Consider the following 15,855-nt stretch of genomic DNA (forward strand, 5'->3'; position numbering starts at 1 on the left):
TTTACTACCGTTTTTTCGGATGAAGAATTAACAGTTTATTCTTTACAAATGGATGCATTGTACTACTATCTTTGGACCATTTCCACTCCAAAAATGCATCGCAAAACTCTTATGAAAATCATGTTTTAACCAAATTAATAGTAGTTATCTTTTAGTTAGCACCAAGAAGTAATTTGTCTTTTTTATCGCTACTATTTTTGTTTAAGCAATGATTAGTTGCAGCTGTTAAATAATCTAGCAAATAGTTCGTATATACTTGGACAATTCATAAATAAATTTACCTTTACCCGTGCTAATTTATTTAGTCGGCAGTAATTATGAAGAATAGAGAAAACAATCGTTTGCTTGAGGTAAAGAAGTATTTGCAACTTGATTTTAACGCATCGGACGACTTCAAAAACATAGTAGAATTAGCAGCAAAATTGTGCGATAAGCCCGTTGCTTTAATCACGCTTCTTGATGATAAGTACAACTGGCTTAAAGTAAAATACGGGACTGACATTGAAGCTATGCCTAGAGAAACTTCATTTTGTCAATTTGGAATTCAGCAGGATGAAATTATGATTGTTGAGGATGCTACAAAAGACATTCGTTTTGATCAGAATGAGTTGGTTCATTCCAATCCCAATTTACGTTTCTATGCCGGAGTTCCCTTAACGCTCAAGAACGGAGAAAAGTTGGGCACACTTTGTCTTTTTGATCAGAATCCAAATTCACTTACAGAAATACAGAAGAAAACACTCACCCTTTTTGCGAAACAAGCTACGGTGTTGATGGAATTAGCGATGAGTCAAATCCAACTGCAACGACAGGTGGAGGAAACGGAAGCAAAAAATGTTTCTTTAATTAAAATTGCCCAACTGCAATCGCATCAAATCAGGCAACCGTTAACCACTTTAATGGGTTTGATAAACTCAATTAAAGAAGGATATCAGAAAGTGGATGCAGAATGGTTGACTATGTTTGAAACGGCAACCGGAAATTTTGACAATACCATTCGAAACATTGTAGCGGAATCCACTACGAATATCGATCTTCGCAGTCTTCGATTTAACAAGATTGTGGAAGAAATTGACGATTACGCCGTTTTGATTTTGGATGAAAAGGGTACAATAGAAAATTGGAATAAAGGGGCCGAAAATATTAAAGGCTATACTGCTGAAGAAATTATTGGTAAAAATTTCAGCGTTTTTTACACGGAAGAAGATATTCTCAATTCACTTCCACAGCGACTTTTATCGCGAGCTGAAATCGAAGGCGTTGCAAAAGAAGAAGGTTGGAGATTAAGAAAAGACGGCAGCACTTTTTGGGGCAGTATTTCTATTACAGCCATTCACGATGAAAATCGAAAAGTAATTGGTTTTACCAAAGTAACAAAAGATCTTACTTCGTTAAAAAAAGCAGAGAATGAAAAATTGCTATCAACAGATATGTACAATCTGATGGCCGAATATACAAGTAGAGCAATACGCATTGGAGGTTGGGAATTTGATCTTTTAAAAAATGAAGTAGTGTGGACAGCCATGACCAAGGAAATTCACGGTGTGCCAATTGACTATGTACCTCATTTGAAAACAGCGCTTAACTTCTATAAAAAAGGAGAGAGTAGAATAAAGATAACTAATGCGGTAAAACACGCTATTCATGCGGGTACTCCTTGGGATCTTGAACTTCAAATTAGCACCAAGCACGGCGAAGATATTTGGGTTCGTACCACCGGAAAATCAGATTTTAAAGCAGGTTTATGCACCAAAGTATATGGAACTTTTCACGATATTAGTGCCTCGAAATAAGTCCGCTTATTTTTATTGAAGAACTTCTGTCAACAATGCTAGAGTCATTAAAAGATTAAAGCATTCTGAAAATTACAAGGTTGATAATATTCTAATTATATTATATTTCGCAAGGCTCGGTTGTTGAGGAACATCTTAAAAATATTCAAAAAGCATGTAATTCAGTATCGGAATTACCTCAACTCGGATGGAAAGGTTGTTCTGAACAAGATTTGTTTGCTGCTGCAAAAGAAGCGCGAAAAATTACGGAGTATTTGTAAACCCTATTGATTATTTACGGTGATTGTAAAATGGCAAAAGCGATTAAAGCGATGGTGTGTTTTTGAGTGCATCTGAAGTTAGCCCAATTGACGTTAGAACCAATTTAAACAACTATTACTTCATTGGCAGAGCCACAAATAGGCTTTACGAATGCCAAAAATCAATTCAAAAAGGCGTGGATTATCTTTATCTTGGGCCTTTTAAGTGGAACATTTTAATGCAAAAAGGAAACCTGTTGTTGGATTTGAGGTTTATAAGACCTACTAGAAGAATTAAACACGGAAAAAACGATTTTTGCAATTGGAGAAATTACTTTAGAAGATGTATCAAAGTTAATGCGAACTGGAATTTACGGTATTGTAGCTTCAACGGCAATAATTGCTGAATTTAATTGCATACGCAAATTTCACCTGCTTTTGAAAGGAGCTAATTTCATGGAAGAAGTTTTGGAAAAATAAGCCGAAGGGATAGGGCTAAACTTAGTGTTTTAGAGCGCTGGCAAAATCTAAAAAAAAGTTTTTGTAGGATCATTTTACTAAAAAGTAAACACAACCATTAGTTGATTTATTTCAATGCGAATGAAACTCAAACGGATAAAATCCCGTACATTACTTAAAAAACCTATGCGATATCTTCTCCTACTTTTACTACTGATTGTCGTTTCAAGTTGCAGTACTAGAAAAATAAAAAACATAACGTACCAAGTTTCAGCACAAAACAAACCCTTAAAACTCAATGTATTTGTTCCGCGAAATGCAAAAGCTAAGAATATGCCGGTCTTGCTATTTGTTCACGGTGGAAATTGGAATTCAGGTACTAAAAAACTGTATGGATTTTTCGGTCGAAATTTTGCAAAAAAGGACGTGGTTACGGTAATTTCGAGTTATACCTTAAGTCCGGATGCGAATTACGACCAAATGACTCAGGAAATTGCAGATGCAATAAAGTGGGTAAAGGGCAATAGTGCAAATTATGGCGGCAATCCAAATAAAATTTTTGTTACGGGTCACTCAGCAGGTGGTCATTTAGTTGCACTTGCAACGATGAATCCAAAGTATGGTGTTCAAAAGGGAACGGTTTCCGGGATTATATTGAATGATGCTGCAGGTTTAGATATGAACTATTATTTGGAACAAAATCCACCCACAAACGAAAATGATTACTTAAATACTTGGACGAATGATCCGAAAGAATGGAAAAATGCCTCTCCGATTTATTATCTAGACGATCAAACACCGCCCTTTTTAATTTATGTGGGAACAAAAACGTACCCTTCCATTAAAGTAGGAAATGAACATTTTTTGAATGAATTGAATCACTATCAAAAAGAGGTTAAACCCGTTTTCTTAAACAAGAAACACATTCCGATGATCTTGCAGTATTTTTGGCCATGGAACGATCGGATAGAAGAAACGGTTGACTTTATGAAAAAAGCAGGCGAGTAATTTTTTGAAATTTGAGAATAGTAATTTTTATATTTTGGAACACGTATTTTTAAAATCCAAATAAGTAAAAAAAAAAACACTTATCTGAATTTATATTAAAAAGAGTTGGTGTTCTGAAATAGAACGGGCTTATTCTCTATTCAATCCTGTAAATTCTCTGTATTCCTTTCCAAGTGGCACTAAACATTTTACATCGTGCTCATTAATATACCATTCTAAGCAATAACCGTGTGGATCAACTTCGTGCTGCTTGAGAAGCAATTCAAAAGCTTGTTGAATACTGTCGGGGTGATTTTGATAATCGTTAATGTAAAATGTATTGTAAGGGCCGTTTTTAATCACAAAAGTTTCCAGTCCAGGCATCGATTCACCTTCCATGATTTCTGCGGCTGCTTTATAAATAATAAGTCCGTTTTTATCAGGCCACGAAATACCAAAGTAATTTCTTCGGTCATTCTTTGGCAATAAAGTTTGCAATTGTTCGTGTGCTTCGGCGATGCCATCAGGAAAGCTTGAAGCCGTTACGCAATAAGTTGCAAGGTCTTTTTGAAAGTTATAATTTTCCATAAATTTTATTTGAAATCCAAATATAGGCGAAATTCGAAAATAATTTTTCTAATGAAATCCTAAAATAATCTTCTAGTTGGTGTAAATTTTAGCATATAGATCTTTGTAGAGTTCCATCATGCTCTTGCGTTTCAGTTTCATTGTGGGCGTCAATTGACCGCCATCAACTGTCCATAAATCGGAGGTAAGTTCAAAACGCTTGATTTGTTCCCAATGTCCAAATTTCTTATTGATTTCATCAACTTCTTCTTGAAAGCGTTTTTTTATCGTTTCATTTGCAACCAAATCCTCGTTCGAATTGATTTTTAGACCTTTTTTCTTAGCCCATTTTTTCACAAAGTCAAAATCAGGTTGGATAAAAGCACCTGGCATTTTCTCACCATCGCCGACAACCATAATTTCACCAATAAAACGAGACTGTTTCATTGCATTTTCAATAAGTTGCGGTGCAATGTATTTTCCGCCTGAAGTTTTAAACATTTCTTTCTTTCGATCGGTAATTTTCAAGAAACCTTCCGAATCAATTTCACCAATATCTCCTGTATGAAAATAACCGTCTTTAATCGCTTCTTTTGTTTTTTCTTCGTCTTTAAAGTAACCCATCATCACGTTTGGACCCTTGCAAAGAATTTCGCCATCTTCTGCAATTTTAACTTCCACATTGTCGATTACTTTTCCAACAGTGCCTACTTTAAAACCATGATTCCTCATGTCGTTGACTGCAATCACAGGCGAAGTCTCCGTTAATCCATATCCTTCCATTACTGGGATTTCAGCTGCCGCAAAAATCCTGCTCAATCGGGGTTGCAATGCGGCACTTCCTGAAACCATTAAACTTAAATTGCCTCCCAAACCTGCTTTCCACTTGCTGAAAATTAATTTCCGTGCCAATTTTAATTGCGTTTCGTACCACCAGCCATTTTTGCCGTAAGGCTCAAATCGCAATCCCAAGTCTATCGCCCAGAAGAAGAGTGCTTTTTTTACTCCACTTAAATCAGCTCCTTTTGCATAAATTTTATCGTATACTTTCTCTAAAAGTCTAGGTACTGCTGTAATAACATGCGGTTTTGTTTCGTTGAGGTTGTCGCTTAATTTGTCAATGGATTCTGCAAAGTAGATACCAACACCGTAATATTGGTACAAATAAACCACCATGCGTTCAAAAATATGGCAAATGGGTAGAAAACTCAATGCCTTTGTTTTTCCACCTTCAAATGGAATTCTCTTTTCGCTATTTAAAACATCCGAAACGATATTTTTGTGCGAAAGCATCACTCCTTTAGGTCTTCCTGTAGTTCCTGAGGTATAAATAATGGTAGCCAAATCTTCCTCAGTAACCGCATCTTTTAATGCATCTACTTCGTTCTGATTGCTTTCATCTTTACCAAGATCAAGAAGTTCTTGCCAGTTTTTACAGCCTTCAATTGGGTTAAAAGAGTAGACTTCTTTTAAATTAGGAACGTTTTTCCGAATGGCATTTACCTTTTCTAAAACGCCTTGATCAGAAACAATACAATATTCTGCCTCAGAATGGGTTAAGATGTATTCGTAATCTTCCTCTGAAATTGTAGGATAAACGGGTACATTTTGGGCGCCAATTTGTAAAATTCCAATATCAACAATATGCCATTCTGTTCTATTGTTCGTCGAAATAACGGCTATTTTTGTGTCCTTTTTCGCACCCATTCGCAGTAAACCGCGTGAAAAAGTATTGGCAGTTTTCACGTATTCATCGGAAGAAGTTTTCACCCAAGTCCCATTTTGTTTGGTAACTAAAGCATCCGGAATGTTGTACTTTTCTTGTTGATGATACGGGAAATCAAATAATCGGGTGATGGTCGCCATTTTGTTCAAATTGTATTTAGTGTATGCAAATTAATTAAATAAACCTTCATTCACAATATTTCGGACTATTATTAAATTTATCCTTTCGAAATATGTAATTTTGCATCCAATATTAGTTGAAAACAAGTTTAAATTATGCACTATATTTTCCGAGGAAACGAATATAAGGTTTTAGGATACAGGTTGTTATTGGCTTATTTCTTTTACTTCGTGACACGACTGCTTTTTTTTATTTACAATTCAAATTTGGTAAAAATTGACAGTATTTATGAGTTTTTCAGGTTGTATTATCATGGAATAGCATTTGACACGACTGCTATTTTATACTCAAACAGTCTCTTTATTATTTTGTCGGTCGTTCCGGCTGTAATTAACACCAAGAGAAGCTATCAGAACATTCTTTTTTATATCTATTTCTTATGTAATCTGAGCATTTGGAGCAGTAATTTTATCGACTTGATATACTTTCGTTTCATTTTCTCACGAACTACTTTTGCAGCAATGGATACGTTAGAGCACGAATCGAACAAAATGCTGTTGTTCAAAAGTTTTCTTGTCAATTATTGGCACGTCTTTTTACTTTTATTTATTTGCAGTGCACTTTGGATTTACTTGTATAAAAAAGTAAAAGTGCGGCCGGAAGCTCCACTTGTTAATGGTAAATATTTTGTGTATTCTACGATTGCTTTTTTAGGAATTGTAACATTAGCCATTGGTGGAATCAGAGGTGATTTTCGCAAAAGTACGCGTCCTATTAATTTACTAGATGCTAATCGTTATGTCACGAATATTTCGCAAGGTGATTTTGTGCTCAATACGCCGTTTGCCATTATCCGGACTTTAAATGTAAACACGTTTAAAAAAGTAGACGGTGTCTCTGATCAAGATATTAAAAAATACGTCCAACCGATAAAAGAATACCATAATTTTCCCGCCACTAAACCCAACGTAGTTGTCTTGATTATGGAAAGTAACGGACGTGAATACTTTGGCAGTTTTAATAAAGACCTTGCTATTCCCGGTTATAAAAGTTACACTCCATTTGTAGATTCTCTTGCGCAACACAGTCTGATTTTTACAAATGCGTATGCCAATGGGTATAAATCAATTCACGGAATGTCGTCTATTTTAGCTGGAATTCCATCGTTTAAAGATGCGTATACTTCTTCTGCTTTTGTCAAGCAAAAAACACAATCATTGGTTTCCGTTTTAAACGAGCAGGGATACGATACTAGTTTTTTTCACGGAGCGCCAAATGGCTCAATGGGTTTCCTGGGTTTTGGAAATATTCTTGGAATCCAGCATTATTACGGAAAAACAGAATACAACAACGACACTGATTTTGATGGTGTTTGGGGAATTTGGGACGAGCCGTTTTTTCAATACATGAAAACCGTTTTAGATAAGAAACAACAGCCTTTCATGGCGACTTTATTTTCAGTTTCGTCGCATGACCCGTATAAAGTTCCCGAAAAATACGCCGGTAAGTTTCCAAAAGGCGACGTAAATATTCACGAAAGTATTGGTTACAGTGATTATGCTTTGCGCCAATTTTTTGCAGCCGCTAAAAAGGAGCCTTGGTTTAAGAACACCATTTTCGTCATGGTTGCAGATCATACAAATACTGTTTTTTACGATGAGTATTTAAAAGAATTTATGAGAAACACAGTTCCGATATTATTTTATACGGCAGATGAACGTTTTAAAGGTGTCAACGACGATTGGGCCCAACAAATTGATATTTATCCTACGATCTTAGACATGATTGGGTATCAAAAACCGTTCAGAAGTTGGGGTAGAAGTTTGATAGATCCAAATGGACAAGAGCCATTCGTAGTAAAACATGCAGGAAATTTATACCAATATATGAGTGGTGACTACATTTGTACGTTTGACGGAAAAAAAGCAGTTGGTTTTTATGCAAAAGACGACAAAGGAATGGAGCGGAACCTGATTGCAAATCGAACTCCGGAGATGGATCTTTTGGAGATTAAAGTCAAAGCATTCGTTCAGGATTATATGAACACAATTATTGATAAAAAGCTGAGTCCAAAGAAGTAAATTTCTACCGTATTAATAGAAAAATCCCGTCGTCAAACGGGATTTTTTGTATTTTTTGATGTAGGAGAGTAGAGAAAAAGAATATAGAAAAAAGAAAAAAGAATATAGAAAATAAACTTTTACCACAATACATTTTACGGTACTACTTTTCAGCCTACAACCTACAACCTACAATCTGCTACATTGCAGCTTTTACAATTGCTACGAAATCATCCGCTTTAAGTGCGGCTCCACCGATTAAGCCACCGTCTACGTCTGCTTTAGAAAAAATTTCTTTCGCATTGTCGGGTTTTACACTTCCACCATATAGAATAGCAACATGCTGGGAAACCGTAGGGCCAAATTTATCGTCCACCGTTTTGCGAATGAACGCGTGCATTTCTTGTGCTTGTTCTGGAGAAGCAGTTTCGCCTGTTCCAATCGCCCAAACGGGTTCGTAAGCCAAAATAATGTTGGCCCAATCACTCGCTTTCAAATGAAATAAACTGTCTTTCAACTGTTTTTCAACAAGTTCAAAATGCGTATTTGACTGACGGTCTTTCAATTCTTCGCCAAAACAAAAAAGCACAACAAGGTCGTTTTTTAATGCGGTGTCTACTTTGTTTTTAAGCAATTCAGGTGTTTCATTAAAATAAGCACGACGTTCAGAATGACCGATGATGACGCTGGTCACGCCAATTCCGGTCAGCATTCCTGCTGAAATTTCACCTGTAAAAGCACCACTTTCCGCTTGGTGCATGTTTTGAGCAGCTACGTTTATATTTGTATATTCCAAATGTTGCACTGCAGAAGCCAAATTGACAAACGTAGGTGCTACAATAATATGAACCGCTGCATCCGCTGGTAATTTTTCGATCAACTCGTGTAATAAATCCTCCGTTTCTTCGGCATTTTTATGCATTTTCCAATTGCCTGCCACAATTTTATCTCTCATGATCTTCTTGCTTTTTAACTATTTAGTTGTTTGTAAATTTTTTATTGTTTGTGTCATTTTAGTGTCATCTGCCTGAATTGCTTTGTATAATGCAATTTTTCCTTCTTGGTCTACAACCATGTAACGGGGAATCCAATCCAAGGCAATTGACTTTCCAAAGACACCACTCATACCCTCTTTAATCCAAAAATGTTGGCCTTTCAGTTCATGTTTTTTAATTCCATTTAGCCAACTTTCCGCGTTTTTGTCCATGGAAAGAAAAAGGTACACTACGTCAGGATTTTGCTCTTGTAGTTCCTTTAATTTCGGCATTCCTTTGATGCAGTCCGAACACCACGACGCCCAAACATCGATGACAATAATTTTTCCTTTATTCGAATTTATTACTTCTTGAAAAGTAGTTTCAGACAGGTCGGTAGCAGTCATTTCACTGCTTAACGATTTAGGAGCAAAAGTGGTTTTTTGAGCTTCTGTACACGATATAAATCCCAAGGCAAGTACCAAACAAATTATTATTTTTTTCATCTATTGTAAGTTTTACTATTTACAAATATAGCAATTTGATGCCAACTTAATAGCCAAAAACCAATGAAAACGATTGTTAAACGTTCATTTGATTTCAATAAAAAGTGTTTAATCACGTGTGAATTTTATTGCAAAACCATCAAATTTCAATTCTATTTCAAAAAGAAAAAGACAAAACCTACTAAATTTTAGTAGATTTTGTCTTTACTATATAGTTCAATTTAGGTTGTAGCATTTTCGCACTACTTCATTTCCGAGCTCAAAACCTACAATCTAGCGCTTACAACTTCTTAACATAAGCCGTAATAATCACTATTTGTTGGCCGTCGACTCTTCCTTCAATATACGTTTCATTTTCGTGGTCTAAACGTATATTTCGAACAGCAGTTCCTTGTTTTGCAACCATACTCGAACCTTTTACTTTCAAATCTTTAATCAAAACGACCGAATCTCCAGTATTTAAGATTACACCATTACTATCTCTGTGAATCAATTTATTTTCATCTTCTTCACCTTCTCCTGTTGCTTTTGCCCATTCTAAAGTGTCTTCATCCATGTACATTTGTTCCACTAATTCGTGGTTTTTCAAACGGTTTAGCATACGCCAAGAAACCACTTGAACAGGGACGTGTTCGCTCCACATGCTGTCATTCAAAACGCGCCAATGGTTGGCATCCATCTTATCTGGATTTTCAATTTGGTCAATACACGTTGCGCAAGCGTAAATACTTTCGTCCATACCCTCTTTTCTTGATGGAAGAACATCGTATTGTTTCAAGTTTTCATCTGAACCACACAATTCGCAAATTCCGTTGCTGCGTTTGATTAATTCTCTTTCTAAATTCATTTTTATTGGGTGATATTAAGTTTATATATTTTTAACGCGAACAGCTGGAGGAACTAAAAGTTCATATTCGCCGCCGTTTCGCAACACATCTCTGACGATGCTCGAGCTGATGTACGATGTATTTGCAGCCGTAAGCAAAAATACGGTTTCAATTTTTGATAATTTTCGATTCGTATGTGCGATGGCTTTTTCAAATTCAAAATCGGCCGGATTTCTCAAGCCTCTTAATATGAATTTTGCTTTCATCTTTTTACACAAATCAATGGTCAAACCTTCGTAAACTACCACCGAAATGGATGGTTCATCTGCAAATGATTCTTCAATAAAACGTTTTCGGTCTTCTAATGAAAACATATATTTTTTATCGGCATTCACACCAATGGCAACAATAATCTTGTCAAAAAGAGGAATTCCTCGTTTGATAATGTCAAAATGACCTAAGGTTAAGGGGTCAAATGAGCCCGGAAATACTGCTATTTTTTCCATAATGGTTTGCGTTTTAGCGCCAAATTAATTTCGTTATCTAACAAGTCGCCAAATTTTATTTGAGCATATTCAGCTTGTTGTGGGAAAATACTTTGTGGTGAAAGTCCCGGATTGGTATTGATTTCAATAAAATGCGGAACGCCATCCATGATGATGAATTCACTTCTAGAAAACCCCAACATTCCTAAAGCTTCGTACACTTTTTTAGCCATTACCACCACTTTTTCGGTAGTTGCAGCATCTAATCTTGCTGGCGTAATTTCTTCTGATTTGCCTAAATACTTCGCTTCGTAATCAAAGAAATCATTCTCTGAAACGATTTCGGTAAGTCCTAAAACTTTCGTTTCTCCGTTTAAATTTAAAACGCCTACAGAAACTTCAGTTCCTTTTAAATACGATTCAATTAAAATATCGCTGTCTTCGGCGAAAGCAAATTCCAATGCTTTTTCGAAATCTTCCAATTTGTTTACTTTCGAAACACCTAAACTACTTCCAGATTGATTGGGTTTCACAAAAAAGGGCAAACCTAATTCTGCAACTACTTCATCTGCTGAAATCGACATTCCTTTGGTCAAATAAATCGATTTTGCCTTTGGAATATTGAATTTTGAAAGTACGGATAAAGTATCTCTTTTGTTGAAAGTCAATGCGGATTGGTAGAAATTACAGCCTGTGTAAGGAATTTCTAACAATTCCCAGTACGCTTGCAAATGTCCGTCTTCGCCAGGGGTGCCGTGAATGGTGTTGATAATTGCATCGAATTTGGTCTTGATTCCGTTTTCGGTAAACGAAAAATCCGACTTATCGATGTTGCATTTTTCGGCATTTACAACGGCAAACCAACCTTCTGGCAAAACATGAATTTCATACGTTTTGTATTTGGAGGCATCCAAGTTTTTTAAAATCAATTGGCCACTTCGAAGCGAAATCACAGATTCGTCCGAATATCCACCCATTACAACAGCTATGTTCATAGTTTTAAGTACATTTTATAGGACAAAAATATCATTAATTATTGAAACGAAAAACCTTTAGTATTTTTATATCTTTGCAACAAATAAAATAAATATGAGTTTACGAAAATTTCTGACGAGCAAAACGTTTTTTATACAACTTGCGATTGCCCTTGGAATAATTATAGTACTGGTTTTTGTGATGATGAAGTGGTTGAGTTTTACCACGAATCATGGAGAAGAAGTTACCGTTCCTAACTTGAGCAAATTGTCGGTGGAAGTAGCAGAAGAGAAGCTGAACGCCCTTGATTTAGAATATGTGTTGCTTGATACTACCGAATATCAGAACGATTTCCCCAAATTTTCAGTCGTAAAACAAGACCCAATTGCAGGGTCTAAAGTAAAAGAAGGTCGGAAGATTTACATTAAAATCAATTCAGATTCCTACCGAGATATTTTAATGCCCAATTTAATTGAGCAAACGTTGCGTCAAGCTGAACCAACTTTAAAAGCATTGGGATTAGAAATGGGCACAAAAACCTATAAACCCTACTTAGGTAAAGACATGGTTTTAGAAATGCGTTACAAAGGAAAACTGATTAAAGCTGGAGATAAAATACCAAAATCTTCTAAAATCGATTTGGTTTTAGGCGATGGAAAAGTTGGTTTTGAAGAAGAAGTTGAGCCAGTTGTTGCGCCAACAAATGATTTGGACGAAGAATTTTAATGATGACAGAAGAACATACACCCGAAATAGAATTAGATGACGATTTATTTGAACATTTTAGATTTGAAGTTCCCAAAGGACAAGAGTTCTTGCGAATTGACAAATATTTGATGCACATGTTGCCGAATTCGACCCGAAATAAAATTCAGAATGCAGCTACGAACGGCAATATCTATGTGAATGATGTTCCCGTAAAGTCGAATTACAAAGTAAAACCTTTTGATGTAGTCCGTATTTTATTGTCGCATCCGCCTTTTGAAAACCGAGTAGATCCAGAAAATATTCCTTTAAATATTGTTTACGAAGACGACACTTTATTGTTGGTCAACAAAGAACCAGGAATGGTGGTACATCCCGGACACGGAAATTATACCGGCACTTTAGTGAATGCCTTGGCGTATCATTTTGAGAATTTGCCAATGAACAGCAGCGAACGACCAGGATTGGTACACCGAATTGATAAAGATACATCTGGACTTTTGGTAATTGCAAAAACTGAAGCTGCAATGACGCATTTGGCCAAACAATTTGAAGCGAAAACTTCCGAAAGAGAATACATCGCGCTTGTTTGGGGAAATGTCAAAGAAGACCAAGGAACGATTGAAGGAAATATTGCCAGACACGTCAAAGACAGAATGCAAATGGCTGTTTTTGCCGACGAAGAAATAGGAAAACCAGCGGTTACACATTATAAAGTATTAGAGCGTTTTGGATATGTAACTTTGATTTCGTGCCAATTAGAAACGGGTCGAACACACCAAATTCGGGTGCATTTGAAACACATTGGTCACACGTTGTTTAACGACGAACGATACGGTGGTCATTTGATTTTAAAAGGAACGACGTTTACGAAATACAAACAGTTTATTGATAATTGTTTTAAAGCTTTGCCAAGACAAGCCCTTCACGCCAAGACGTTAGGTTTTATCCATCCTACGACCGGAGAAATGAAACGTTTTGACACCGATTTGCCACAAGATATGCAAGACGTCATTGAGAGATGGCGCAATTACTCGAAGTCACATTCAACTGACGAAGACGAAGATTAAATAGCAAATGCCTTGATGAAAATTAAGGCATTTTTTTTATGAATTCAAAATTATTTTTCAGAGAGTTGATAATTGTTGATAAGAACTGATGCAGAAATTTCAAGTTTTTTTTCTAGTTCTCTAATCATGTCTACAGTCAACCGTTTCTTTTTGTTGAGAATTTCGGATACTCTACTTTTTCCTCCTAATATTCCTACCAAATCTTGTTGGCGTATATTCAGTTCCTCCATTCTTATTTTTATGGCTTCAATTGGGTCTGGAGCTTCAATTGGATAATGATCATTTTCGTAATTTTCAATCAGCAATGATAGAATTTCTGCTTCGTCACCTTCTTTAGTATCTACGGCTGCGTCAAAAATTTCTTCAAGACGACTTAATGCATTGCGGTAATCAAGTTCAGATTTTATAGGTTTAATTTCCATAATAGTTCATTTAGATTGTGTTTGCATTTATTTTATCATATTCTGAATGCGTTCCGATAAAGCGAATAAATGCCCATTGTTTCTCATAATTGAATTTCACAACCAATCGATATGAATTGCCTTTAATATTGAAAACGACTCTACTGTCTTTTAAAATACTTGCATTTGCATACGTCTTTTTTACATCGTTTGGGGAAAACCATTTGGCTGTTTTAGCAGTGTCGTACCAAGTTTTCAGATACTGCTCTGCATCTTCATGTATATCCCAAAATTCGCGAAGTGTGCTTTTTGAAATGATTCTTTTCATGGCTTCAATTAATAAACAAATATACAGAAAGTTCTCTAATATAGAACTATTTTTTAATAATTTTTTTTTATAGATTATTTTTTTATTTAGACTTTAAATTCAGCCCATCAGAAACATGCAATCTTCTGAAAACAAATCCTGTTAAAATGGTAAGAATTCCAACGGTTAGAAACGTAAGACGAAAAGCATTATGGGTTTCGTTGTGAATCAGTGCTGCATTATTTTCAAATAGTTTCAATATGATCAGTCCAAATGCAATTCCAAATCCTACTGCTAACTGTTGGTTTACCGACACTAAAGAGTTTCCGCTGCTGGTTTGGAAGTTACGTAAATCGGCAATTGAAATGGCATTCATAGAGGTGAATTGAATGGAATTGAAAAATCCTAATGTAGCAATTATCGGAATAAACCAAAGCAAAGAGGTGTGAATGTCGGGAATTGCAAGGCAGCAAATTAATGTTCCAATGATGAATGTGTTTACCATCAAAGTTCTTTTATAACCAAATTTATCTAGAATTTTAATGACGTACGATTTTGCAAACATTGCAGTAAGTGCCATTGGAGCGATCATCCATCCGGATGTTACTGCCGATTGTTTAAACGCAATCTGAATCATCAAAGGCAATAATAACGGAACAGCACTAATTCCTAACCTAGTGGCAAGATTCCCTACAATGCCTACGCGAAATGTTCTTACTTGAAACAGGTTCAAAGGGAAAATAGGATTCTTGCCTTTTCGTGCATGCTTGTAATAATAGTAGAGAAAAAGGAAACCCAAAATGAAAATGATTAGAACAGGTGTGATATTCTTTGTGTTCCCAAACAGTTCTAGTGCGATCGAAAGTAAAAGTGAGGCACCTGCAAAAATAAAAAAGCCTTTTAAATCGAAATCTACCTCTTTAGAAGTATAATTGGGCATGTATTTAATTCCTAAAATTATTCCGACGAGGCCAATAGGAATATTTATGAGAAAAATCCAATGCCACGATAAATAATCGACCAAATAACCTCCCACCAACGGTCCTAAAACGGGTCCAATTAATGCAGGTACAATAGCGAAGTTCATTGCTTTTACCAATTCGTTTCGGTCAAAAGTCTTTATTAAGGCTAATTTTCCAACAGGCGTCATCAAGCTTCCTCCAATTCCTTGAATCACTCTTGAAATTACAAGTTGCGTAAGATTTTCAGAACCTGCACAAAATAAGGAACCCAAACTAAAAAGTATTATGGCAATAATGAATGTTTTCTTTGTGCCAAATCGGTCTGCCAAAAATCCACTAGCAGGCATAAAAACAGCCAAAGTTAACACATAACTGATAATTGCATTTTGCATGTTCAGTGGCGACTCATTTAAATCTTTTGCAATGGAAGGTAAGGAAGTGTTCAGAATCGTAGAATCCAGCATCTGCATAAAAATGGCAGTGGCTAAAATTAAGGGCAACACTTTTTTTGTGGTTTCTAAAGTCTGTGTTTTTGGCATAGGATAAAATTAAAAAAAGTCTTGTCAAGTTTTAGAATATTATCAATTAATTAAGTGTTGTTTTGAATTTAGAAATTGCATCATATAATTGAAAAAGGTGTTTTTAAAAGATTTCTATTGAGGCCTGAGGTAAGAATTCTACGCTCCCGCACG

The 15,855-nt window shown here is 35.8% G+C and carries 16 protein-coding genes; 6 read left to right on the plus strand and 10 right to left on the minus strand.

Annotated features, from left to right (window positions below; all coding sequences use genetic code 11):
- Nucleotides 1–317: 317 nt before the first annotated feature.
- The 3 genes from YWA_RS14540 (at nt 318) to YWA_RS0102840 (ending at nt 3,499) form a co-directional block, all read left to right on the plus strand.
- On the plus strand, nt 318–1,793 hold the full coding sequence (locus YWA_RS14540) for a PAS domain S-box protein (protein ID WP_022826982.1): 1,476 nt from the start codon (nt 318–320) through the stop codon (nt 1,791–1,793).
- A 596-nt stretch (nt 1,794–2,389) separates the two neighbouring features.
- Nucleotides 2,390–2,512 carry a hypothetical protein gene (locus YWA_RS15830; RefSeq protein ID WP_022826983.1) on the plus strand — a complete coding sequence of 41 codons (123 nt, stop codon included), beginning with the start codon at nt 2,390–2,392 and terminating at the stop codon, nt 2,510–2,512.
- A gap of 165 nt (nt 2,513–2,677) precedes the next feature.
- On the plus strand, nt 2,678–3,499 hold the full coding sequence (locus YWA_RS0102840; RefSeq protein ID WP_026718532.1) for an alpha/beta hydrolase: 822 nt from the start codon (nt 2,678–2,680) through the stop codon (nt 3,497–3,499).
- Between the two features lie 129 nt (nt 3,500–3,628).
- Here the strand turns inward: YWA_RS0102840 and YWA_RS0102845 are convergent, their stop codons facing one another.
- Entirely contained in the window at nt 3,629–4,066 is a 438-nt protein-coding gene (locus YWA_RS0102845) for a hypothetical protein (RefSeq protein ID WP_022826985.1), read from the minus strand.
- 72 nt (nt 4,067–4,138) lie between these two features.
- Nucleotides 4,139–5,911, minus strand: coding sequence for an AMP-dependent synthetase/ligase (locus YWA_RS0102850; RefSeq protein WP_022826986.1), 1,773 nt, complete (start codon nt 5,909–5,911; stop codon nt 4,139–4,141).
- Between the two features lie 135 nt (nt 5,912–6,046).
- Here YWA_RS0102850 and YWA_RS0102855 point away from each other — a divergent pair, with 135 nt between their 5' ends.
- A complete protein-coding gene (locus YWA_RS0102855; RefSeq protein ID WP_022826987.1) occupies nt 6,047–7,972 on the plus strand; it encodes an LTA synthase family protein in 1,926 nt (641 codons plus the stop codon).
- 178 nt (nt 7,973–8,150) lie between these two features.
- Here the strand turns inward: YWA_RS0102855 and tpiA are convergent, their stop codons facing one another.
- The 5 genes from tpiA to YWA_RS0102880 form a co-directional block, all read right to left on the minus strand.
- Nucleotides 8,151–8,906 carry a triose-phosphate isomerase gene (gene tpiA / locus YWA_RS0102860; protein ID WP_022826988.1) on the minus strand — a complete coding sequence of 252 codons (756 nt, stop codon included), beginning with the start codon at nt 8,904–8,906 and terminating at the stop codon, nt 8,151–8,153.
- 18 nt (nt 8,907–8,924) lie between these two features.
- Nucleotides 8,925–9,431, minus strand: coding sequence for a TlpA family protein disulfide reductase (locus YWA_RS0102865; protein ID WP_022826989.1), 507 nt, complete (start codon nt 9,429–9,431; stop codon nt 8,925–8,927).
- A 280-nt stretch (nt 9,432–9,711) separates the two neighbouring features.
- Entirely contained in the window at nt 9,712–10,278 is a 567-nt protein-coding gene (locus YWA_RS0102870; protein ID WP_022826990.1) for a PhnA domain-containing protein, read from the minus strand.
- Between the two features lie 21 nt (nt 10,279–10,299).
- Entirely contained in the window at nt 10,300–10,764 is a 465-nt protein-coding gene (gene coaD / locus YWA_RS0102875; RefSeq protein WP_022826991.1) for a pantetheine-phosphate adenylyltransferase, read from the minus strand.
- Nucleotides 10,752–11,738 (minus strand): D-alanine--D-alanine ligase, encoded by a 987-nt coding sequence (locus tag YWA_RS0102880; RefSeq protein WP_022826992.1) that lies wholly within the window; start codon nt 11,736–11,738, stop codon nt 10,752–10,754. The genes coaD and YWA_RS0102880 overlap by 13 nt, the downstream gene beginning before the upstream one ends.
- Before the next feature lie 94 nt (nt 11,739–11,832).
- Here YWA_RS0102880 and YWA_RS0102885 point away from each other — a divergent pair, with 94 nt between their 5' ends.
- Together YWA_RS0102885 and YWA_RS0102890 are read left to right on the plus strand one after the other, a co-directional pair.
- Nucleotides 11,833–12,444 (plus strand): PASTA domain-containing protein, encoded by a 612-nt coding sequence (locus YWA_RS0102885; protein WP_022826993.1) that lies wholly within the window; start codon nt 11,833–11,835, stop codon nt 12,442–12,444.
- Nucleotides 12,445–12,446: 2 nt separating this feature from the next.
- Nucleotides 12,447–13,493: an RluA family pseudouridine synthase gene (locus YWA_RS0102890; protein ID WP_040472001.1), complete on the plus strand. Its 1,047-nt coding sequence runs from the start codon at nt 12,447–12,449 to the stop codon at nt 13,491–13,493.
- A gap of 50 nt (nt 13,494–13,543) precedes the next feature.
- On the opposite strand, the gene YWA_RS0102895 is transcribed toward YWA_RS0102890, so the two are convergent.
- The 3 genes from YWA_RS0102895 to YWA_RS0102905 form a co-directional block, all read right to left on the minus strand.
- On the minus strand, nt 13,544–13,915 hold the full coding sequence (locus YWA_RS0102895; RefSeq protein WP_022826995.1) for a helix-turn-helix domain-containing protein: 372 nt from the start codon (nt 13,913–13,915) through the stop codon (nt 13,544–13,546).
- Between the two features lie 10 nt (nt 13,916–13,925).
- Nucleotides 13,926–14,222: a type II toxin-antitoxin system HigB family toxin gene (locus tag YWA_RS0102900; RefSeq protein ID WP_022826996.1), complete on the minus strand. Its 297-nt coding sequence runs from the start codon at nt 14,220–14,222 to the stop codon at nt 13,926–13,928.
- An 82-nt stretch (nt 14,223–14,304) separates the two neighbouring features.
- Nucleotides 14,305–15,702: an MFS transporter gene (locus YWA_RS0102905; RefSeq protein ID WP_022826997.1), complete on the minus strand. Its 1,398-nt coding sequence runs from the start codon at nt 15,700–15,702 to the stop codon at nt 14,305–14,307.
- Nucleotides 15,703–15,855: the final 153 nt, after the last annotated feature.

The sequence above is a fragment of the Flavobacterium antarcticum DSM 19726 genome (assembly GCF_000419685.1).
GTDB classification, from domain to species: Bacteria; Bacteroidota; Bacteroidia; order Flavobacteriales; family Flavobacteriaceae; genus Flavobacterium; species Flavobacterium antarcticum.